Source organism: Citrobacter sp. CFNIH10, assembly GCF_002934585.1.
Lineage (GTDB): Bacteria > Pseudomonadota > Gammaproteobacteria > Enterobacterales > Enterobacteriaceae > Citrobacter_A > Citrobacter_A amalonaticus.
The window spans coordinates 3,903,687-3,925,922 of record NZ_CP026216.1; the positions used below are offsets into that span (position 1 = coordinate 3,903,687).

19 protein-coding genes are annotated in these 22,236 nt (G+C 52.8%); 9 read left to right on the forward strand and 10 right to left on the reverse strand.

The window, feature by feature from the left end:
- Nucleotides 1-52: 52 nt before the first annotated feature.
- Nucleotides 53-3,955, reverse strand: a complete 3,903-nt coding sequence (gene hrpA / locus C2U53_RS22650) for an ATP-dependent RNA helicase HrpA (protein WP_044257842.1) — start codon at nt 3,953-3,955, stop codon at nt 53-55.
- A 201-nt stretch (nt 3,956-4,156) separates the two neighbouring features.
- Between hrpA and azoR the strand changes: the two genes are divergently transcribed.
- Complete coding sequence (gene azoR / locus C2U53_RS22655; protein WP_043000613.1) at nt 4,157-4,762, forward strand: FMN-dependent NADH-azoreductase; 606 nt, start codon at nt 4,157-4,159, stop codon at nt 4,760-4,762.
- A gap of 36 nt (nt 4,763-4,798) precedes the next feature.
- On the opposite strand, the gene C2U53_RS22660 is transcribed toward azoR, so the two are convergent.
- From C2U53_RS22660 to C2U53_RS22680, 5 genes are all read right to left on the reverse strand, one after another.
- Nucleotides 4,799-5,209 carry a GFA family protein gene (locus C2U53_RS22660; RefSeq protein WP_043000612.1) on the reverse strand — a complete coding sequence of 137 codons (411 nt, stop codon included), beginning with the start codon at nt 5,207-5,209 and terminating at the stop codon, nt 4,799-4,801.
- A gap of 14 nt (nt 5,210-5,223) precedes the next feature.
- A complete protein-coding gene (locus tag C2U53_RS22665) occupies nt 5,224-6,099 on the reverse strand; it encodes an aldo/keto reductase family oxidoreductase (RefSeq protein ID WP_104446483.1) in 876 nt (291 codons plus the stop codon).
- Nucleotides 6,100-6,213: 114 nt separating this feature from the next.
- Nucleotides 6,214-6,537, reverse strand: a complete 324-nt coding sequence (locus C2U53_RS22670) for a YdbL family protein (RefSeq protein ID WP_104446484.1) — start codon at nt 6,535-6,537, stop codon at nt 6,214-6,216.
- 7 nt (nt 6,538-6,544) lie between these two features.
- Entirely contained in the window at nt 6,545-6,736 is a 192-nt protein-coding gene (locus C2U53_RS22675; RefSeq protein WP_043000609.1) for a YnbE family lipoprotein, read from the reverse strand.
- The gene (locus C2U53_RS22680) at nt 6,733-9,372 is read right to left on the reverse strand and encodes a YdbH family protein (protein WP_104446485.1); all 2,640 of its coding nucleotides are present in this window, start codon (nt 9,370-9,372) and stop codon (nt 6,733-6,735) included. The genes C2U53_RS22675 and C2U53_RS22680 overlap by 4 nt, the downstream gene beginning before the upstream one ends.
- 555 nt (nt 9,373-9,927) lie before the next feature.
- Here C2U53_RS22680 and C2U53_RS22685 point away from each other — a divergent pair.
- Both C2U53_RS22685 and hslJ read left to right on the forward strand, forming a co-directional pair.
- Nucleotides 9,928-10,917, forward strand: coding sequence for a 2-hydroxyacid dehydrogenase (locus C2U53_RS22685; protein WP_042318863.1), 990 nt, complete (start codon nt 9,928-9,930; stop codon nt 10,915-10,917).
- A 109-nt stretch (nt 10,918-11,026) separates the two neighbouring features.
- Nucleotides 11,027-11,446 carry a heat shock protein HslJ gene (hslJ, locus tag C2U53_RS22690; RefSeq protein ID WP_044257796.1) on the forward strand — a complete coding sequence of 140 codons (420 nt, stop codon included), beginning with the start codon at nt 11,027-11,029 and terminating at the stop codon, nt 11,444-11,446.
- A 10-nt stretch (nt 11,447-11,456) separates the two neighbouring features.
- Here hslJ and C2U53_RS22695 read toward each other — a convergent pair whose 3' ends face one another.
- Together C2U53_RS22695 and C2U53_RS22700 are read right to left on the reverse strand one after the other, a co-directional pair.
- Nucleotides 11,457-11,729 (reverse strand): DUF333 domain-containing protein, encoded by a 273-nt coding sequence (locus tag C2U53_RS22695; RefSeq protein ID WP_043000605.1) that lies wholly within the window; start codon nt 11,727-11,729, stop codon nt 11,457-11,459.
- Between the two features lie 156 nt (nt 11,730-11,885).
- Entirely contained in the window at nt 11,886-12,236 is a 351-nt protein-coding gene (locus tag C2U53_RS22700) for a C40 family peptidase (RefSeq protein ID WP_225738872.1), read from the reverse strand.
- 738 nt (nt 12,237-12,974) lie between these two features.
- Between C2U53_RS22700 and nifJ the strand changes: the two genes are divergently transcribed.
- From nifJ to uspF, 4 genes are all read left to right on the forward strand, one after another.
- Entirely contained in the window at nt 12,975-16,499 is a 3,525-nt protein-coding gene (gene nifJ, locus C2U53_RS22705) for a pyruvate:ferredoxin (flavodoxin) oxidoreductase (protein WP_104446486.1), read from the forward strand.
- Between the two features lie 357 nt (nt 16,500-16,856).
- Nucleotides 16,857-17,981: a porin OmpC gene (ompC, locus tag C2U53_RS22710; protein ID WP_043000602.1), complete on the forward strand. Its 1,125-nt coding sequence runs from the start codon at nt 16,857-16,859 to the stop codon at nt 17,979-17,981.
- Between the two features lie 156 nt (nt 17,982-18,137).
- Complete coding sequence (locus C2U53_RS22715) at nt 18,138-18,350, forward strand: KTSC domain-containing protein (protein WP_043000601.1); 213 nt, start codon at nt 18,138-18,140, stop codon at nt 18,348-18,350.
- Between the two features lie 81 nt (nt 18,351-18,431).
- Nucleotides 18,432-18,866 carry a universal stress protein UspF gene (gene uspF / locus C2U53_RS22720; RefSeq protein ID WP_043000600.1) on the forward strand — a complete coding sequence of 145 codons (435 nt, stop codon included), beginning with the start codon at nt 18,432-18,434 and terminating at the stop codon, nt 18,864-18,866.
- 70 nt (nt 18,867-18,936) lie between these two features.
- Here the strand turns inward: uspF and C2U53_RS22725 are convergent, their stop codons facing one another.
- Nucleotides 18,937-20,130 carry a zinc-dependent alcohol dehydrogenase gene (locus C2U53_RS22725; protein WP_054176221.1) on the reverse strand — a complete coding sequence of 398 codons (1,194 nt, stop codon included), beginning with the start codon at nt 20,128-20,130 and terminating at the stop codon, nt 18,937-18,939.
- Between the two features lie 33 nt (nt 20,131-20,163).
- On the reverse strand, nt 20,164-21,072 hold the full coding sequence (locus C2U53_RS22730) for an SDR family oxidoreductase (RefSeq protein WP_043000598.1): 909 nt from the start codon (nt 21,070-21,072) through the stop codon (nt 20,164-20,166).
- A 378-nt stretch (nt 21,073-21,450) separates the two neighbouring features.
- Between C2U53_RS22730 and C2U53_RS22735 the strand changes: the two genes are divergently transcribed.
- Both C2U53_RS22735 and C2U53_RS22740 read left to right on the forward strand, forming a co-directional pair.
- On the forward strand, nt 21,451-21,636 hold the full coding sequence (locus tag C2U53_RS22735; protein ID WP_043000597.1) for a general stress protein: 186 nt from the start codon (nt 21,451-21,453) through the stop codon (nt 21,634-21,636).
- 92 nt (nt 21,637-21,728) lie between these two features.
- A complete protein-coding gene (locus C2U53_RS22740) occupies nt 21,729-22,226 on the forward strand; it encodes a ferritin-like domain-containing protein (RefSeq protein ID WP_043000596.1) in 498 nt (165 codons plus the stop codon).
- The last annotated feature ends 10 nt before the right edge of the window (nt 22,227-22,236 follow it).

The window sequence follows — 22,236 nt, forward strand, 5'->3', positions numbered from 1 at the left end:
TGGCGCTGCGCTTATCGGGCCTACGGACAATACATTGCCATCCGGTACTGAATTACCCGCTAATCTGTTCCATCGCCTGCAGGATACGTTTATCCGAAATGGGATACGGCGTTCCCAGCTGTTGAGCAAAATAGCTAACCCGTAGCTCCTCAATCATCCAGCGGATCGCTTTCACCTCCTCGTCTTCGCGTCGCGCCGGCGGCAGCTTGTTGAACCACTGCTGCCAGGCCTGCTGTACGCTTTCGACTTTCAGCATTTGCGCGCGATCGCGATGGGGATCAATCGCCAGTTTCTCAAGACGTTTTTCAATCGCCTGCAAGTAACGCAGCGTATCGCCAAGACGACGGAAGCCGTTGCCGGTGACAAATCCGCGATACACCAGTCCGCCCATCTGCGCTTTGATGTCGGAAAGCCCCAACGCCATCGTCATGTCCACGCGCCCCTTCAGGCGTTTATTGATATTAAAGACGGCGGTCAGGATCTGTTCGACCTGCTTCGCAATCTCCACAACCGTCTCATTCAGCTCGGCACGAACCTTCTCATGCAGCGCGGCAAAACCCTCTTCCGTCCAGACCGGACCACCGTTAGCATCAATCAGCTTATCCACGCCGCAGGAAATGCAGTCGTCAATCAGCTCCAGCACTTTGCCGTACGGGTTGAAGTACAGACCCAGCTTGGCTTTATTCGGCAGCTTCTCGTGCAGATATTTGATCGGCGACGGGATGTTCAACAGCAACAAACGGCGTAAGCCAGACCACATCGCCTGCTGTTGCTCCAGCGGATTATCAAACAGTTTGATCGCCACGCTGTCGCGCTCATCCACCAGCGCAGGCCACGCTTTGACTTTGTAATTGCCACGTTTTTGCTCGTAGCTTTCCGGCAGTTGCCCAAAACTCCAGATGTGCAACCCGCTCTGTTCAATGCCATCATCGGCCACCGCCGAGAGCGTCTCCTGCACTTTTCCTTTCAGCCGGTCTTTTAGCTCCTGTAGCGAGCGCCCTTCCTCCAGCTTCTTGTTTTTATCATCCACCACCCGGAAGGTGATTTTCAGATGATCGGGCACCTGATCCCAGTGCCAGTCCTCGCGGTCAACCGTCACGCCTGTCATCCGACGCAGCTCACGCTCCAGCGCGTCCAGTAGCGGCAGCTCCAGTGGCGTCACGCGGCCTAAAAACGCCTCGGCATAGTTTGGGGCCGGAACAAAGTTACGCCGCACCGGCTTCGGCAGCGATTTAATCAGCGCAATCACCAGTTCGCGACGTAAGCCCGGGATCTGCCATTCAAAACCATTTTCGTCGACCTGATTCAACAACGGCAGCGGAATATGTACCGTCACCCCGTCCGCATCCGCCCCCGGTTCAAACTGATAGCTCAACCGCAGTTTCAGCGAGCCCTGATGCCAGAAGTTCGGGTAATCCAGCTTGCTGATGTTGTCCGCGCCCTCTTTGATCAACATGCTCTTTTCAAAATTGAGCAGGTCCGGCGTCTCGCGGGTGGTCTTCTTCCACCAGTTATCAAAGTGACGGGCAGAAATGACATCATGGCTGATGCGCTGGTCGTAGAACTCGAACAGCGTCTCGTCGTCCACCAGAATGTCGCGGCGACGCGATTTATGCTCCAGTTCTTCCACTTCGGCACGCAGTTTGAGGTTTTCGCGGAAGAAAGCATGACGCGTCTGCCAGTCGCCCTCCACCAGCGCATGGCGGATAAACAGTTCACGGCACAGCGCAGGATCAATCTGGCTGTAGTTCACCTTACGCGCTGCGACGATCGGCAGACCGTAGACGGTCACCTTTTCCGTCGCCATCACCGCGCCCTGCGCCCGCTCCCAGTGCGGTTCACTGTACGAGCGTTTAATCAGATGCTGAGCGACCGGTTCCACCCACTCGGGATCGATGCGTGCTGCAATGCGCCCCCACAGACGGCTGGTTTCCACCAGCTCCGCAACCATTGCCCACTTCGGCGGCTTTTTGAACAAGCCGGAACCGGGGAAAATCGAAAAACGGGCATTACGCGCGCCGGTATATTCCTGCTTATCGGCATCTTTCATGCCAATATGCGACAACAGCCCGGTCAGTAGCGCAATATGGATCTCGCGGTATTCCGCCGGTTCGCTGTTCACCGGAATACCCAGCTCTTTTACCACCTGACGCAGTTGGGTGTAGATATCCTGCCACTCACGCACGCGCAGATAGTTCAGATAGTCGGTCCGGCACAGGCGACGAAACGCGTTGGACGACAACGCTTTTTGCTGTTCGCCGAGGTAATTCCACAGATTCACAAAGGCAAGGAAATCGGACTCTTTATCGTGGAAGCGACGGTGTTTTTCATCAGACGCCTGCTGTTTGTCCATCGGGCGTTCGCGCGGATCCTGAATCGACAGCGCCGAGGTAATGATCATCGCCTCGCGCACGCAGCCATGTTTTTGCGCTTCCAGCACCATGCGCGCCAGGCGCGGATCCACCGGCAACTGGCTCAACTGGCGCCCCAACGGCGTCAGTTTATAGACCGTCGCCTGTTCATCAGTGGTAATCGCACCCAACTCTTCCAGCAAACGCACGCCGTCCTGAATGTTGCGCTTATCCGGCGCTTCGACAAACGGGAACGCGGCGATATCGCCCAGCCCCAGCGCCGTCATCTGCAAAATGACCGACGCCAGGTTGGTGCGCAGAATCTCCGGGTCGGTAAACTCCGGACGCGACAGGAAATCATCTTCAGAATAAAGACGAATGCAGATGCCTTCGGATACACGACCGCAGCGCCCTTTACGCTGGTTGGCGGAGGCCTGCGATACGGGCTCGATCGGCAAACGCTGTACTTTGGTGCGGTAGCTGTAGCGGCTGATACGCGCCGTACCAGGGTCGATCACATATTTGATCCCCGGTACCGTCAGCGAGGTTTCCGCCACGTTGGTCGCCAGCACAATGCGCCGCCCGCTGTGCGACTGGAAGACGCGGTTCTGTTCGCTATTCGACAGTCGCGCATACAGCGGCAGCACTTCCGTATGGCGCAGGTTGAGTTTATTCAGTGCGTCGGCGGTATCGCGGATCTCGCGCTCACCGCTCATGAAGATCAGGATGTCGCCGGGGCTTTCACGCCCCAGCTCATCTACCGCATCGAAAATGGCCTGCAACTGGTCGCGTTCGGTGTCATCGGCCTCTTCAACGATCGGTCGATAGCGGACTTCCACCGGAAAGGTGCGCCCAGACACTTCAATAATCGGCGCATTGTTGAAATGCTTCGAAAAACGCTCCGGATCGATGGTCGCGGAGGTGATGATAATTTTCAGATCCGGACGGCGCGGCAGCAGTTCTTTCAGATAGCCCAGCAGAAAATCGATATTCAGGCTACGCTCATGCGCCTCATCGATAATGATGGTGTCATACTGCATCAGCAGACGGTCCTGCTGAATTTCCGCCAGCAGGATACCGTCGGTCATCAGCTTCACCATCGTGTTATCGCTGACGTGATCGCTAAAGCGCACCTTATAACCAATGCACCCGCCCGGCTCTGTCTGCAGCTCTTCCGCGATACGGTTCGCCACCGTTCGCGCCGCCAGACGACGCGGCTGGGTGTGGCCAATCAGCCCTTTCACCCCACGCCCCAGTTCCATACAGATTTTCGGGAGCTGAGTGGTTTTCCCCGAGCCGGTTTCCCCGGCCACGATCACCACCTGATGGTCGCGAACGGCGTCGAGGATCGCCTGTTTTTTCTGACTGACGGGCAGGTTTTCCGGGTAAGTAATCTCTGGTCGCGCCGCTTCACGTAGCACAACTTTACCTGCTGCCTGTTCAATCTCTTTCGCCATCTCCTGGTAAATGGCTTGTTGTGCATCAGGATTTTTAACCTTCTTCACACCGTGCAGGCGGCGCGAAAAGCGCTGCCGATCGCGCAGCATTAATGAATCTAACTGCTGCTGTAAGGCATGAAAGGATAATTTTTGTTGTTCTGTCATAGCGTTAAAAGGCAGAGCACTGCCTGGTTAAATCTCTTCTAAATGATAGGTATAGAGTACCACATCAGCACATTTTGTGTGTTGTTCAATAAATTCGAACATAGGATTCGATATATTGCGCTTTCTCTGCGACAGGATTGTGAATAAAGTGTCAACAAGCAACGGGGCACAGCCCATTCAAACACCTATAAGGAAACCCCCATGAGCAAGGTATTAGTTCTCAAATCCAGTATTCTGGCAGGGTACTCTCAGTCTGGTCAGTTGTCTGATTATTTTGTTGAACAGTGGCGTGAAAAGCACTCTGCTGACGAAATCACCGTCCGTGACCTGGCTGCTAATCCGATCCCGGTACTGGATGGCGAACTGGTGGGTGCCCTGCGCCCGAGCGACGCGCCGTTGACGCCTCGTCAACAGGACGCACTGGCGCTCTCTGATGAGCTGATCGCTGAACTGAAAGCACACGACGTGATCGTTATCGCCGCGCCGATGTACAACTTTAACATCCCGACGCAGCTGAAAAACTATTTCGACCTGATTGCACGTGCTGGCGTGACGTTCCGCTACACCGAGAAAGGGCCGGAAGGTCTGGTGACCGGTAAACGTGCAGTGATCCTCTCCAGCCGTGGCGGTATCCACAAAGACACCCCAACTGACCTGATTGCGCCGTACCTGAAAGTCTTCCTCGGCTTTATCGGCATCACCGATGTGAACTTCGTGTTCGCAGAAGGGATTGCCTACGGCCCGGAAGTGGCGTCTAAAGCGCAGTCTGACGCCAAAGCCGCCATCGATAGCGTGGTTGCAGCGTAAGTTCTCCCCCTCCCGCTCCGGCGGGAGGTTTTTTTATCACTTCGCCTGATAACGCAAATATCCCACCACGCCATTACTCGCACCATCACTCGGATGATTCACCCCGTCAGTGACTTCCACGCAGGCAAAATCAAACGGCGACACATTCTCAATGCATGCCACGTTCACGCCATACTGATCCGGACTGGAACGTCGCTGGTGGAAAGTGTAAATCCCACACACTGAACAGAAAAAGTGCCTTGCTGTGCCGGTATTGAAACGATACTCCGTCAGTTTATCCTGCCCTGAGAGAACCGTTATCCCCATCAACGGCGCAGAAACAACCACCGCACCGCGCATCCGACAAAATGAACAGTTACAACGCCGGATGGTATTAAACCCATCGCTAAGTTGAACGGTAAATTTGACAGCCCCGCAGTGACATTGTGCATTTCGTTTTTCAGTCATGGTCAACCTCCGCCTCATGCCTTTTGCGCAATACTGTCCAGGGTCGCCAGCACTTCCGCTGAAAGTGTCAGATCCCCTGCCGCCATGTTTTCATGCAGATGCGTCACTGAAGAGGTACCCGGTATCAGCAAAATATTCGGTGAGCGATGGAGCAACCATGCCAGCGCAACCTGCATTGGCGTTGCATTCAGGCTTGCGGCCACGTCGGAGAGCGTTGAAGACTGTAGCGGCGTAAACCCGCCCAGCGGAAAAAAGGGAACGTAAGCAATGCCGTCTTCCGCCAGCGCGTCGATCAGCGCATCATCCTGACGATGGGCGATATTGTACTCATTTTGCACACAGACCACCTCTGCGATACTGCGCGCTTGCGCCACCTGGCTGGCAGTCACATTGCTCAGACCGATGTGTCTGACCAGCCCCTGCTGCTGAAGCTCAGCCAGCACGCTGAAACTCTCTTCAATGGAACCTTCATGCGGGCCGTGCCCCTCGCCCAGCATAATGCGTAAGTTAACGACATCCAGTACATCCAGACCCAGATTGCGCAGATTATCGTGAACCGCCTGCCTGAGTTCCGCTGGCGAGAATGCCGGTAGCCAGGAGGCATCGTCTCCACGGCGGGCACCGATTTTCGTGACAATCACCAGATCGTCCGGATAAGGATGCAACGCTTCGCGAATGATTTGATTGGTAACGTGCGGACCGTAAAAATCGCTGGTATCAATATGATTGACGCCCAGCGCGATCGCTTCCCGAAGCACCGTCAAGGCAACATGACGATCGCGCGGTGGACCAAAAACCCCAGGCCCCGCCAGTTGCATCGCCCCATACCCTATGCGTTTGACCTGCCGGGAACCGAGAGTAAGCGTTTCTGTGATGCCGTGACTTGCCATAACTGCCCCTTCTGCTGAATAGCGCGTAAGAAAACAGAGTATAGAAACTTACCCTGCAAATTATTACGCGTCACCCAACAAAAAGGAAAAACCGCAGACGGCAATGTGAAATGATTATTTCCGCAACCACTTCCCGTTAATGCCCTGGACATATTCTCCTGGTTTCGCCCGCTCGACCAGTTTCTGTCCGGCCATTTTCGCCACTTCATCGACCGGGATGTTATGACTCTCGGCCAACTGTTGGTAGCTGGCGCTGCGTGCTTTGTTGATCTCACTGACCAGCGCCAGCGTCTGCGCATCCTGTTTCAGCGCCACCAGATAACCATTGAACGTTTCACCGACCCGGCCCTGGGTTCTGGCCTCATTTAACGTCAGCGCAAAGGCACTGCTACTCAGCAAACTCAGAATGAGCGCCGCCAGAATAAAGGTTCTTTTCATCATCACCTCAGAACAAGTCGCTGCGGGATTTGAGCAGGCTTTCAACGTCCTTATCCACTTTGATATGAATCTCATGCTCAATTTTGACGTTCATATTAATGGTGATGGGCTCTTTTGGCGCCGCGACTTCAATGCGCGGCGTGCAGCCCGTTACGAACCACAGCGGGAGAAGCGCCAGCACGGCTATCATTGTTTTCATTGGGGTTCCTCACATTCCTTGCCTTGTTGACAGGTTTTTTCCGGCAGCGCCGCGTTTTGTTCAAGCCATGCCTGGAGATTGTCGCCAAAGCGCAGACTGCGCCACAGCGTAAAGACATTCTCTTCGTGGGTATAGTTGAGATTCACCGTACCGACCTTGCCATCCACATGGCTGTTGCCACGAATTTGCGCCTGCATCGTCAATACGCCCAGATTGTCCAGATTGATTTTGGTCCATGAATGGGCAATCTCCATATACCGCAACCAGTTGATGGCCGCCCCTGCTGCCATGTTGTCTTTTACCACCGCATCGGCGGTGTCTTTATCGATGCGCAGCGTCATCGGACCCGGATTGGTTAACCAGCCATCTTTGATAATCCATTTCTCATCGTTCAGCCACAGAGGGAGCGCACCGCTCACCGGCCCGGACATGGCAAACTGTTTCGGATTTACTGCGCTGATAAGTTCGCTTGAGGAGATATTTTGCACCCGCACCAGCGCCGGATCGTGCTGCGGCATTCGCAGTTGTTGCATGGAAACCTTACCGCCCAACACATCCACATTCACGTCAGTCAGTAGCAGCGGCTCGGCTTCACTCCACGGATAAGCACCTTCCAGATCGGCGGTGATATTGGTAGCAGTCACCTGGTTGACAACTTCGGCAATGCGTAGCGACACCGGTCCGCGCGTGCCCAGTTGCCACGCGCCCTCACTAAAGCGGAACGGCAATACAAAATCGACGCCGTTGATCTGGTTATCCGGCATCCAGGCGCTGCCGCCTTTCAAGACGCCGTGACCACCGGCCTCGAATCCTTGTTCTGCCGCTGCCGAAAACGCCACCTGAGCATACAGTTCGCCCTCACGTAATTTCATTTTCCACTCTGGCGGCACCAGCGGCTGGAACACCTCCAGTGACTGTTTTGGCCACCAGGCCTGGCCACGTAAACGTAAGCCATCCCAACGACCGTTTAACCGCACGGGGCCGATCGCCCCGGCATGCAAATCGCCTTTGAACTGGAAAAAAGTTGGATCGCGCCCCTCCACGCTGAACTTGAGCGTTGAGGGCGGCAAAACGCTGCCGCCGGAGAAATGGGTTTCTCCGGCATCGAACGAGAGCGCCCCACTGAACCGGGGATGTGCGGCATCACGCACCCATTCGACCGGTTTATCCATGATTAAACGGGGTGTTTCAACCTTCATGGTGCCGTACTGAAGCTGGTCAAATCCTGTAGACAAATCGGTCAGCGTGATGGTGTTGTCATGCCACTCACCTTTGCCTGCCACATCCCATTTTGCGTGCATCGGGGTAAAACTGCCCTCGCCCCAGTAGCGCCACTGCCAGCGCCCCGCATCGGGCAGAAAATCATTCGCCAGCCCGTCCAGATGCAGAACGAAATCCCCCATCTGATTCTCATGGGCGCGCAGAATCGCCTGCAATCGTCCGTCCACGCCACGCTGCGTGACCTTCACGCCCGCCAGCGGCCAGCGAATTTCGTCAATATCCAGTGAGTCGATGACCCGTCCTCGCGAGCGCAGCAGCGCGCCTGGTTCAAACGCCAGCTCCGGATCGGTCAGGCTGCCGGTCAACCGGGCAGGTAATCTGGCATAGAAAATCAGATCATCCTGCTTGGCTTCGCCAGTCAGTTGCAGCGGCATCGCGCTGTTGTCCATGCTCAGTTTTCCCGGCCCAAACGAAAGCACGGCGTTCCCTTTCCCCGCCTCCCCCTGGGTCAGCACATTAAACCGTCCGCTGATCACCGCGTTCTCGGTGCCTTCCTGCCAGTTCTGCACCTTCACGCCCAGACGCCCGCTGAGGGGAAACCCCTGATAAGGCCACGACCAGCGTCCGTCGCTGATGGTTAACTGCTGACGCGTGAGTTCCCACGGCAGGTCAAGCAGCGGATCGGCATTATCCCGTGCCATTACGATGAGCTGCCCGGCATTCTCACGCCACTCCAGTTCCGCATCGACCAACAATGGCTCCTGCGGCAGACTGAGCGTGGCAACGGTGTGTCCGCTCACCGGCAGTCCATCCGGCACCAGCGGCATCGTGAACTCACCAACCAGTTTGACCGGCGGTTGGCCTTCAAACGCCATGACATCAAGCTCACTCACCGTCAGCGCCTGACCGCGCAACTGCCCCTGAAACTTCACTTTATCGCCCTGATAACGCAGTTGCTGGAGCGAAGGGGTCAGCGAAACGTTCAGTTTGCCCTGCCACACCTGCCAGGGTGAAAGAATAACGTTGTCGATGGTGATCCAGGTATTGGGCAGCATGGACTGCCATTCCGCGAGAGTGCGCGGCGCCGCGGGAGATTGTTCCGTTTGCGGCAGTTTTGCCAGACAGGCAGAATCGAGTTCCAGTGTGCCAATATCCAGTTGCCAACGGCTGGGATGCGACAACCAGGCCTGACTGACCCTGGCCAACTGGCAATCATCAACCAGATAGCGAAGTTCAGGAATATGTAAACCGTGGCGCGTGAATCGGGGACTATCATCCAGTGCAATGCGCGTTCCAACTGGCAGCCAGATGCCCGCCAGCGTCGGAACCCACCACCCCAGCGTCATCACCAGAGTCAACGGCACGAGGATCACGAGTAAGAGAAGCGCCAGAACGGCTTTATATTTACCCTTCATGGGCAGTTAATATCCTGATTTAGCGAAAAATTAAGCCGAATTAGGCCGTTATTGTGTCATGTTTAGTTAACCATGCCCAGATTAAGAATAGATGCTCCAGGGTGACACACAAACTTTTCACCATCGTTAAGATCAGAAAGTCAGATAAATTACAGAGACTTATCAGATAAATCTAAAGATTAATAGCGGGCAATAGCCGACAAACTATTGCCCTCTATTCTGCAATCTGGCCCGGATAATGTGAAAGTCAACGGCCGTAGAAAGTGAGTAAATCGTTCGGTTGAAATGCAGACTGTTGCACAGGAACATATTGATATTAATCGATGTTGACGCCATATCAGTCGTATCCTGACGAACAGCGGGCTGTTTGTGTCACCGAAACAGAGGTGTGGAGCAGCACTGTCACCTGCTGAAATCTGCAATCGATACACTGAACGAACAATCTATTGATGCTCTAGAATTATTCATTATAGGTATCACTTTCAATAATATTTTATGTTTTGTAAAATAATTTGAATTCGATAATTGTGATTCGATATCACTGGAGAAAGACTTATGAAACTCGCCGTCTACAGTACAAAACAGTACGACAAAAAGTACCTGCAGCAGGTTAACGAAGCCTTTGGTTTTGAACTTGAATTCTTTGATTTTCTGTTGACGGAGAAAACGGCTAAAACCGCTCATGGCTGCGAGGCGGTTTGTATTTTCGTGAACGATGATGGCAGTCGCCCGGTGCTCGAAGAATTGAAAAATCATGGCGTTAAGTACATTGCTTTGCGTTGCGCGGGGTTCAATAACGTCGATCTGGATGCGGCAAAAGAGTTAGGTCTGCAGGTCGTTCGTGTCCCGGCCTATTCTCCGGAAGCCGTCGCGGAACATGCGGTGGGCATGATGATGACGCTGAACCGCCGTATTCACCGCGCTTATCAGCGTACCCGTGATGCCAACTTCTCACTGGAAGGATTAACCGGCTTCACGATGCACGGAAAAACGGCGGGGGTGATTGGTACCGGGAAGATCGGCATCGCGGCCCTGCGTATTCTGAAAGGCTTTGGAATGCGTCTGCTGGCGTTTGATCCGTACCCCAGCGCAGCTGCGCTCGAACTCGGCGTGGAGTATGTTGATTTGCCGACGCTGTTCGCCGAATCCGATGTGATTTCGCTGCACTGCCCGTTAACGCCGGAAAACTATCACCTGCTGAACCATGCCGCGTTTGATCAGATGAAAAATGGCGTGATGGTCATCAACACCAGTCGTGGCGCCCTGATCGATTCTCAGGCGGCGATTGAAGCGCTGAAAAATCAGAAAATAGGTTCACTGGGGATGGACGTTTACGAAAACGAGCGCGATCTGTTCTTCGAAGATAAGTCGAACGACGTTATCCAGGATGATGTCTTCCGTCGCCTGTCGGCCTGTCATAACGTCCTGTTTACCGGGCATCAGGCTTTCCTCACCGCTGAAGCGTTGACCAGTATTTCTGAGACTACGCTGCAAAATTTACAACAGTTAGCGAACGGAGAAACCTGCCCTAACGCCCTGTTCTGATCCGCCGCCTTCCTGTTCGCAGGAGGGCATTTCAGAATTTCCCCAAAGCCACTGGCGATGAGATCGGTATGCTGTCGGTGGCGATTACGTTTAAATGCAGAGAGTTAACATGAAGAAGGTCATAGCGCTGGTTGCGCTGAGCCTGCTGGTTGCAGGTTGTGTAAGCAACGGAAAAGTATCGGTCAGCCGTGAGCAATTACAGCATCACCGCTTTGTGCTGGAGAGCGTAGACGGTAAACCGGTCAATGCAACGGGTCATCCGCTTGAACTGAGTTTTGGCGAAAAGATGATGATTTCGGGCAATATGTGTAATCGCTTCAACGGTCAGGCATCACTTTCTGACGGTGCATTGAAAGTAAAAGAGATGGCGATGACCCGAATGATGTGCGCCGATCCCCAGCTCAACGAGCTGGACAATACCCTCAGCACCATGCTGAAACAGGGCGCACAAGTAGACCTGACCGCCAACCAGCTCACCCTGGCCACAGCGGAACATACGTTAAGCTATAAGCTTGCCGATTTAATGTAGTAATGGGTGCTTAATAGCTACCACAGCTTCCCGCGGCGAGGGATTGTTCACTGCAACGTTTGCCGTTGGGAAGCGCGCACATACCAATTGCCGAACCGTCTAACTGACGGGCAACGGAAAGTGAACCGCCTATCATGGCGCAATTTGCCTCACCGGAACTGGTCATCGATGCTTTTAAACCCGGTGCGACATGCGCTGCTGTCGCCTGCTGAACAGGTTCATTGTCACTGCTGCAAGCCGACAACAATAACGCGGCACATCCTACCCAAAACGCTGCGCGCATTTGACTCCCCTCATATTCTGTAAGCGTAAACAAGCCGCACTAATAATAGGCATCCGAATCCGTCGCGTCGAGAGTCAAAACGCGCAATTATGCGGCCTCGCCGCATTTTATTGCGCTTTTTCCCCTGGATTGGGATCCCATAGGCCTGTTCTGTCGTTATGCGCTCACCCGGCGAGCAGTCAAATAGTGCGCCTGCCAGTACTGATTCGACAAATGTGACATTGTCACGCCTTGCGAGCTGGAGGCATGTATAAAGGAGTCATTGCCGATATAAACGCCAACGTGATGCACGTTCGGCTCCGTCTTAAAAAACACCAGATCGCCGACTTTCAGCTCACGCTGACTGACTCTCTGCCCCATACGACTTTGCTCCTGCGCGGTACGCGGCAAGCGTCTATGGATAACCGAGGCAATAATTCTGCGCGTGAACGCCGAACAATCAATACCATTGCGACTGTCACCTCCCCAGCGGTAATCGGTTCCTCTCCACTGCGCAAATTCACTCATAATGCGATGCTTAAGCTGCGCTTTCTTATTCTGAACAGGCGCTTGTGAAAAGTGCCCTTCAGAATAAGAGAGTGGCGAAAAGGTATTGGCTCCCCAGTTTTTGGTCTGAATTTTCACAAAGGCAAATGACGACGATGAGGCGGAAATAAGTAAAGTAAGTAATAAAATTCGTAACATAACCTAATCAAAACAATTAAATACCTGAACACATCCATACTTTTGGCGCACGAAAAAAGTTATCAATAATGATAAATAAAAGAGTTATTTTTGTTTTAACGTCTATTCACGATAACAAGAGTATCGACCTTCAATAACGCAAAGGTTTACAGGCTCTTCCCGTCCTGAATTGCGCTCAGTATAGGCGCGGGCGGCCTGACACCGAACTTAAAAAGTCTTATTAAGAAATTCACATCATGACGATAATGGCGAGGATAATAAATTCATTAAGGAAATCCTTAAAGAAAATCTCACTCCACTTTTGGACAATATGTTTTTAATATCGCCTGCCTCGCAGGCAATAACCAACTCATAACAAAAAAGCACAATTAAATATACAACCCGGTGTTACCTACCGGGCAATAAAATTGTCATTGTTTTTGCGAGCTTTGTGTCAATTTGTGCACTCGAAAGTGGCACAACTTCTAGGGAATACAGGAAAGTCCTATACTAGAGAAATAACTATCAGGACGCTAAGTGGTTTCCTGCGTCCCTCTTTTTTGCGCAATGTAAGGGTGTCATATGATTACTATTGACGGTAATGGTGCAGTCGCTTCGGTGGCGTTTCGTACCAGTGAAGTTATCGCCATCTACCCCATTACGCCCAGTTCAACGATGGCTGAACAGGCTGACGCCTGGGCAGGCAACGGGCTGAAAAACATCTGGGGAGATACGCCGCGCGTCGTCGAAATGCAGTCGGAAGGCGGTGCAATAGCGACCGTTCACGGTGCGCTGCAAACCGGCGCGCTTGCCACCTCCTTTACCTCTTCACAGGGGTTACTGCTGATGATCCCCACGCTGTACAAACTGGCGGGACAATTAACCCCCTTTGTACTGCATGTCGCCGCCCGTACCGTGGCAACCCACGCGTTGTCGATTTTTGGCGATCATTCAGACGTCATGGCGGTCCGCCAGACCGGCTGCGCCATGCTGTGCGCCGCAAGCGTACAGGAGGCGCAGGACTTCGCGCTGATCTCGCAAATCGCGACCCTGAAAAGCCGGGTTCCCTTTATTCACTTCTTTGATGGTTTCCGCACTTCGCATGAAATCAACAAAATCATCCCGCTGGCAGATGACACGATACGCGGCCTGATGCCGCAGGCTGAAATTGATGCACATCGCGCCCGGGCGCTCAACCCAGAGCACCCGGTGATCCGCGGCACCTCAGCGAATCCCGATACGTATTTCCAGTCCCGCGAGGCGACCAACCCGTGGTATGACGCGGTATACGATCATGTCGAACAGGCGATGAATGATTTCGCTGCCGCAACCGGTCGTCAGTATCAGCCGTTCGAATATTACGGTCATCCGCAGGCCGAACGGGTCATCATTCTGATGGGTTCTGCTATCGGCACCAGCGAAGAAGTGGTTGACGAACTGCTGACGCGCGGCGAGAAAGTCGGGGTGCTGAAAGTCCGCCTGTTCCGCCCCTTCTCAGCTAAACATCTGCTGCGGGCCTTGCCTGAATCCGTCCGCGCGGTTGCCGTGCTCGATCGCACCAAAGAACCGGGTGCCCAGGCCGAACCCCTGTATCTCGATGTGATGACCGCGCTGGCGGAAGCATTCAACGGCGGTGAGCGTGAAACGTTGCCGCGCATGATTGGCGGCCGTTATGGTCTCTCGTCAAAAGAGTTTGGCCCGGACTGCGTGCTCGCGGTCTTTAATGAACTGTGCCAGGCAAAACCCAAACCGCGCTTCACCGTTGGTATCTACGATGATGTCACCAACCTGTCGTTGCCACTGCCTGATAACACCTTGCCGACGACGGCGAAGCTGGAAGCACTATTTTACGGTCTCGGCAGTGACGGCAGCGTTTCGGCGACCAAGAACAACATCAAGATCATCGGTAATTCAACGCCGTGGTATGCCCAGGGCTACTTCGTGTATGACTCCAAAAAGGCAGGCGGTCTGACGGTGTCTCACCTGCGCGTGAGTGAACAGCCGATCCGCTCTGCTTACCTGATCTCACAGGCCGATTTTGTCGGCTGTCACCAGCTGCAGTTTATCGATAAATACCAGATGGCTGAACGACTGAAGCCTGGTGGTATTTTCCTGCTGAATACGCCGTATCCCGCAGATGAGGTCTGGTCACGCTTGCCACAGGAAGTGCAGGCGGTACTGAACCAGAAGAAAGCGCGTTTCTACGTCATTAATGCGGCGAAAATCGCCCGTGAATGTGGCCTGGCGGCGCGGATTAACACCGTCATGCAGATGGCGTTTTTTCATCTGACTCAAATTCTGCCGGGCGATAGCGCGCTGGCTGAACTTCAGGGGGCAATCGCTAAAAGTTACAGCAGCAAAGGTCAGGACCTGGTGGAACGCAACTGGCAGGCACTGGCGCTGGCGCGCGAGTCTGTTGCTGAAGTGCCGCTGCAGGCGGTTGATCCGCACAGCGCCCACCGTCCTCCGGTGGTGTCTGACGCCGCGCCTGATTTTGTGAAGACGGTGACCGCGGCAATGCTCGCGGGGCTCGGCGATGCCCTTCCCGTCTCTGCGCTGCCGCCCGACGGCACCTGGCCTATGGGTACCACCCGCTGGGAGAAACGCAACATCGCCGAAGCGATCCCCATCTGGAAAGAGGAGCTTTGCACTCAGTGTAACCACTGCGTTGCGGCCTGCCCGCACTCGGCTATTCGTGCCAAAGTGGTTTCGCCGGAAGCAATGGAGAATGCTCCCGCCAGCCTGCATTCGCTGGATGTGAAATCACGCGATATGCGCGGACAGAAATACGTTCTGCAGGTCGCGCCGGAAGACTGCACCGGCTGTAATCTGTGTGTGGAAGTGTGCCCGGCGAAAGACCGTCAGAATCCGGAAATCAAGGCCATCAATATGCTGTCGCGCCTTGAGCACGTCGAAGAAGAGAAAGTGAATTATGACTTTTTCCTCAGTCTGCCGGAAATTGACCGCAATAAACTCGAACGTATCGATATTCGTACCTCTCAGTTGATTACACCGCTGTTTGAATATTCCGGTGCCTGTTCCGGCTGTGGCGAAACGCCGTATATCAAGTTACTGACCCAACTCTATGGCGACAGAATGCTGATTGCCAACGCCACGGGTTGTTCGTCAATTTACGGTGGGAACCTGCCTTCCACACCGTACACAACCGATGCCAATGGGCGCGGTCCCGCATGGGCAAACTCGCTGTTTGAGGATAACGCAGAGTTCGGTCTGGGCTTTCGTCTGACGGTCGATCAGCATCGCTTACGCGTGCTGCGTCTGCTCGAACAGTTTGCCGACCAGATCCCGGCTGAACTGAACGACGCTTTACATACCGATGCGACCCCTGACGTGCGTCGTGAGCAAGTTGCCGCGCTGCGTCAGCATCTGAAGGATGTCGATGGTGCACGTGAACTGCTCACCGACGCCGATGCGCTGGTTGAAAAATCCATCTGGCTGATCGGCGGCGATGGCTGGGCCTACGATATTGGCTTCGGCGGGCTGGATCATGTAATGAGCCTGACTGAAAACGTCAATATTCTGGTGCTGGATACGCAGTGCTACTCCAACACGGGCGGTCAGGCCTCGAAAGCCACACCGCTTGGCGCGGTAACGAAATTTGGAGAGCACGGCAAACGGAAGGCGCGTAAAGATCTGGGCGTCAGCATGATGATGTACGGTCATGTCTATGTCGCACAGATTTCGCTCGGGGCGCAACTCAACCAGACCGTGAAGGCGATTCAGGAAGCGGAAGCGTATCCTGGTCCGTCGCTGATCATCGCCTACAGCCCGTGTGAAGAACACGGCTATGACCTCGCACTGAGTCACGATCAGATGCGTCAGTTGACGGCGACCGGCTTCTGGCCACTCTACCGCTTTGACCCACGTCGTGCGGATGAAGGCAAATTGCCGCTGGCGCTGGACTCTCGCCCACCGTCAGATGCGCTGGCAGAGACATTACTCAACGAGCAGCGTTTCCGTCGCCTGAATGCGCAGCAACCAGAAGTGGCAGAGCAGTTATGGAAGGACGCCGCGGCCGATCTGCAAAAACGCTATGACTTCCTGGCGCAACTGGCCGGTAAAGCGGAGAAGACCAGTACTGACTGATCGGAGGGTTCGCGTCGGCCAAAAAAAAAGCCCGAACATCTGTTCGGGCTTGTCAATTTCTTTGTCGGCAAATCAGTACGCGTTGCATTGGACCAACAAAAAAGCAGTATGTGACAATAAAGGCATATAACGAACGAAGAATATCGCACTGGATTTATTTTGTATAATTTTTATTTTATATGCTTTATGCAATTATATTCACACCAATTATTGTCATTTCGATGGAATTATTTATTTAAGGTTTCACTTAAGACGTAACAATTGATACTTATCTCTTTACGGAACTTCTCCTTTAGCATGTTTTTACTCCCCAACAGAGGGAGTGAAAGCTAAATATAAAACTAAAGGATTACTGCGATGAAAAGAAAAGTACTGGCCCTTGTCATCCCTGCCCTGTTAGCAGCAGGCGCAGCACATGCTGCTGAAGTTTATAATAAAGACGGCAACAAATTAGATCTTTATGGCAAAGTTGATGGTCTGCATTATTTCTCTGATAATGCCAACAGTGATGGCGATCAAACTTATGTTCGTATGGGCTTTAAAGGTGAAACACAAATTAATGATCAACTGACCGGTTACGGTCAGTGGGAATATCAGGTTAACGCCAACACCACCGAAGGCGACCACGGCAACAGCTTCACGCGTCTTGCTTTTGCTGGCCTGAAATTTGGTGAATACGGTTCATTCGACTACGGTCGTAACTACGGCGTGATGTATGACGTGGAAGGCTGGACCGATATGCTGCCTGAATTCGGCGGCGACTCCTACACCTATTCCGATAACTTTATGGTAGGTCGCACCAACGGTGTTGCCACTTACCGTAACACGGACTTCTTCGGTCTGGTTAACGGTCTGAACTTCGCACTGCAGTATCAGGGTGCCAACGAAGATCAAATCACCAATGAGCAGGAAGGTACTGGCAACGGCGGCGATCGTACTGTCCAGAACTCCAACGGCGACGGTTTCGGTATCTCGTCGACCTATGACTTCGGAATGGGCGTTAGCTTCGGTGCAGCCTACACCACCTCCGACCGTACCAACGAGCAAGTCAATGCGGGTGGCCGCGTCGCGGGTGGCGATAAGGCAGATGCCTGGACAGCGGGTCTGAAATATGACGCTAACAACATTTATCTGGCTACCATGTACTCTGAAACCCGTAACATGACCCCGTACGGTGATGACGGCGTAGCAAACAAAACCCAGAACTTTGAAGTGACGGCGCAATACCAGTTCGACTTCGGTCTGCGTCCGGCGGTGTCCTTCCTGATGTCAAAAGGTAAAGATCTGACCGGTCAGGGCAATGACGACAGCAAAGATCTGGTGAAATACGCGGATGTTGGCGCGACTTACTACTTCAACAAAAACATGTCCACCTATGTTGATTATAAAATCAACCTGCTGGATAACGACGACAACTTCTATTCTCGTAACAATATTAATACCGATGACGTCGTCGCACTCGGTATGGTCTATCAGTTCTAAGCCCTTCTGCCCGCTGGTAACGGCGGGCTTCTGCCCTTTCCCTCACCGTCATAACCCATTCGTTTTGCCTATAACAAAATGCGATATCACGAAGACTAAAATCCCAGTAGGTTAAATGATATATTCATGGTATGACCTGCCGTCGAGGATGCCGCCATGAACCATCAGCCTGTAAAATCATCACGAATTGCCTCCGTCGGCTATGACGAGAAATCCTCTACGCTTGAAATTCGTTTCTACCAGACCGGTGTTCTGCAATATCGCGGAGTTCCTGCGCATATATACCGAAATTTTCTTTCTGTGGTCTCAAAAGGCCGATTTTATGACGGGGTTATTAAGGGAAAGTACCCGGAAATCAAAAGCAAATAATGTTGAATTGTGATCTTTGTCATTGTACTGAATCGGTGATAAGACGTTACACTTTATAGGGATACTCAAACAGGAGGTTTAATGAACAGAACAATTCTTGTACCTATCGATATTTCAGACTCAGAATTAACTCAACGTGTGATTAATCATGTCGAAGCCGAGGCGAAAATTGACGATGCTCAGGTTCATTTCCTGACCGTCATTCCGTCTCTGCCTTACTATTCTGCACTGGGCCTGGCCTACTCTGCGGAGTTGCCTGCCATGGACGATCTGAAAGCCGAAGCGAAATCTCAACTGGAAGAGATTATCAAGAAGTTCACTATCCCGTCGGACAGAGTGCAGATCCATGTCGTTGAAGGCTCGCCAAAAGATAAGATTCTGGAAATGGCGAAAACACTGCCTGCGGATATGGTGATTATCGCATCCCACCGTCCGGACATTACCACCTATCTGTTAGGGTCGAACGCCGCTGCCGTGGTACGCCATGCAGAGTGTTCCGTTCTGGTCGTACGCTAACATTTTCAGCCCGCACATCGCTGCGGGCTTTTCGTTGTGCCATAACCGGTGTTGCTGATCAATCCACGCCTCAGACGGTGGCCTTTTCTTGCGTCAGACCAGGCACCAGAATCACTTTTCGACACGCCTCTTCACGCTTTTCAAATATTTCGTAACCCCGCGCGGCCTCTTCGAGTGGCATATGGTGAGTCACGATTTCTTCCGGTGTCAGTAGCCCCTGTTCAATGAGACTAAGCAGATCCGGCAGATAAGCATGCACGTGGGTCTGACCCATTTTGAAGGTCAGTCCTTTGTCAAAGGCATCACCAAACATGAATCCATGAATAAAACCGGCATACACGCCAGGGACGCTGACGATCCCACCACGGCGCACAGCGGCGATACATTGCCGGAGCGCTTTACCGCTGCTGCCTTCAATTTTCAACGTGCTCAGCACGGTTTCTGTCAGACTGCCCTTCGCCTCAAAACCGACAGCATCAATCACCGCATCCACACCGCGATGTCCGGGCGTGTTATCAATGATCCATTCTGCCGGATCGTCGTTTTTATCAAAATTAATCGGGATCGCGCCGTAACGCTGATGCGCAAACTCGAGCCGGTAGTCGTTATGATCAATGATAAAAATATGCTCCGCACCGTTCAGCCGGGCACAGGCGGCGCAGAGTAAACCCACCGGGCCCGCGCCAAAGATAGCCACGCTTGAACCCTGCCTGATGTCGGCATTCTTCACCGCTTGCCACGCTGTTGGCAAAATATCTGACAGAAAAAGCACCTTTTCATCCGGCAATGTATCCGGCACTTTGAAGGGGCCGGCATTCGCCTTCGGGACGCGGACAAATTCTGCCTGCCCGCCAGGGATCCCGCCGTAGAGATCGCTGTAGCCAAACAGCGCGGCGGGCGGCGTGATGTTTTTACGGTTCAGGGCTGCACCTTTACCGCTGTTGGTATTTTCGCAGGCGGCATATTGATGCAGATGACAGAAAAAGCACTCACCACAGGCGATGACAAAAGGTATCACCACCCGATCGCCTTTACTGACTGCCGTCACCTCCGGACCGGTCTCCACCACTTCGCCCATAAACTCATGACCAAAAATATCGCCATGATGCGTACCAGGGATTTTGCCGCGGTAAAGATGCAAATCCGATCCGCAAATGGCGGTGGCGGTCACGCGAAGAATAATATCGTCCGGCGCCTCAAGGCCCGGATCGGGCACAGAATCAACGCTAACGTGATGCGGGCCATGATAAGTGAGTGCTTTCATTCACATTTCTCCTGTTGGCTGGCAAACCGCGCTTTATAAGGTCCCGGTGCCACCGTCTGAACACCAGACCTGACCGGACGTGTAGCTGTTCTCTGGTGCCGCCAGCGTGACATACAGCGGTGCGATCTCCGCCGGTTGACCGGGTCGACCAAGCGGGGACTGCGCGCCAAATTTCTCGATTTTTTCCTGTGGCTGACCTCCGCAGCACTGCAACACCGTCCAGTAGGGACCCGGCGCGACGGCGTTAACCCGAATCCCCTTCGGCGCCAGTTGTTTCGCCAGCGATTTGGTGAAGACGGCGATCGCCGCTTTGGTTTGCGCATAATCCAACAGGATATCGCTCGGTTCGTACGCCTGGACTGAGGTGGTGTTAATGATCACACTGCCCGATGAGAGATGACGAAGTGCAGCCTTCGTAATCCAGAATGTCGCGTAAACATTGGTCTTGAACGTGGCATCAAACGCTTCGGTAGTGAGATCGTCAATTGACTCACAGAATTGCTGGCGCCCCGCGTTATTCACCAGGATATCCAGCCCGCCTAACGCATCTACCGCCTGGTTAACCAGCGTCTGGCAGAAGGTTTCATCGCGGATATCACCCGGAATCGCGGCCACGTTCCTGCCTGCTTTTTTAATCAGTTCAACCACTTCACGGGCATCTTCTTCTTCATCAGGTAAATAATTAATTGCCACATCGGCACCTTCCCGCGCATAAGCAATCGCCACCGCGCGACCAATACCGGAATCGCCCCCGGTGATTAAGACTTTCTTGCCGTTAAGCCTGCCGCTCCCTTGATAGCTCTCTTCGCCATGATCGGGACGGGGCTGCATTTTACTGGCAAGTCCTGGAAAAGGTTGTTTTTGGTGCGGAAATGGCGGAGCCGGAAAATGCTCAGAATGCGTTTTATTGGTGATCTGCTTTTGATTATTCTGGTCAGCCATGCGTTTACCTCTCGTTATTTTTCCTACGGACTTTTAAGCGTAGAACAAAATTGGCGAGAAGGTTCTCAAAGCCGTCTGAGTGATTAATTTTCGGTCATTCAAACGCCGCCTCTTAATGAATACTGTTTTATTCTGAAGACTATTTTTTTAATCGCCCTGCGCTCAGACAGTTACATACCAACATTTACAAAACCCCCATAAAATAAGCGAGGCGGGTGTTTTCGATAATATATTGAAAAGTAACCCGTCAATTTTTTCTGATTTTTTGTGGAAATTTGACTCCTCGCGGATAGCCGCTAACTTTAAGCCCTGAACAACGACGGATACAAATTACATTTTTGTATCTGACTGACATAACCGATATACAAGAGGTGAGATATGGCAGAGCATCGTGGTGGTTCCGGTAATTTCGCAGAAGACCGTGATAAAGCATCTGAAGCGGGTAAAAAAGGCGGTCAGCACAGCGGCGGGAACTTCAAAAACGATCCGCAGCGTGCATCCGAAGCAGGAAAAAAAGGCGGTCAGAACAGCCATAGTGGCGGACGTAAGTCTGATAACTCCTGATTGTAAGACTGCTTTAGCCTTTAATAAATAAAGTGTCCTGCGGGTCTGTCTGTAGACTCGCAGTTATTTTTTTTGAACCGGGAGAGGATGTTATGAATATGAAAACGCTCGAGGATGTTTTCATCCATTTACTTTCAGACACCTATAGCGCGGAAAAACAATTAACCCGTGGTCTGGCGAAACTGGCCCGCGCGGCCTCTGACGAAAAACTCAGCGCCGCGTTTAATGCGCACCTGGAAGAAACTCAAGGGCAAATTGCGCGTATAGACCAGATAATCGAACAGGAACCGAAGATTAAGATTAAACGCATGAAATGCGTAGCGATGGAAGGCTTAATTGAAGAAGCCAATGAGGTCATCGAAAGTACAGAAAAAAATGAAGTTCGTGATGCTGCATTAATTGCGGCCGCCCAAAAAGTTGAGCACTATGAAATTGCCAGTTACGGCACGCTGGCAACCCTCGCCGAACAGTTGGGCTATCCCGCCGCGGTAAAACTTCTGGCGCAAACGCTTGAAGAAGAAAAAGAAACCGATTTGAAATTAACTGACCTGGCGGTCGGTAATATCAATAAAAGTGCGGAGAAACGATAACCGCGCCCGA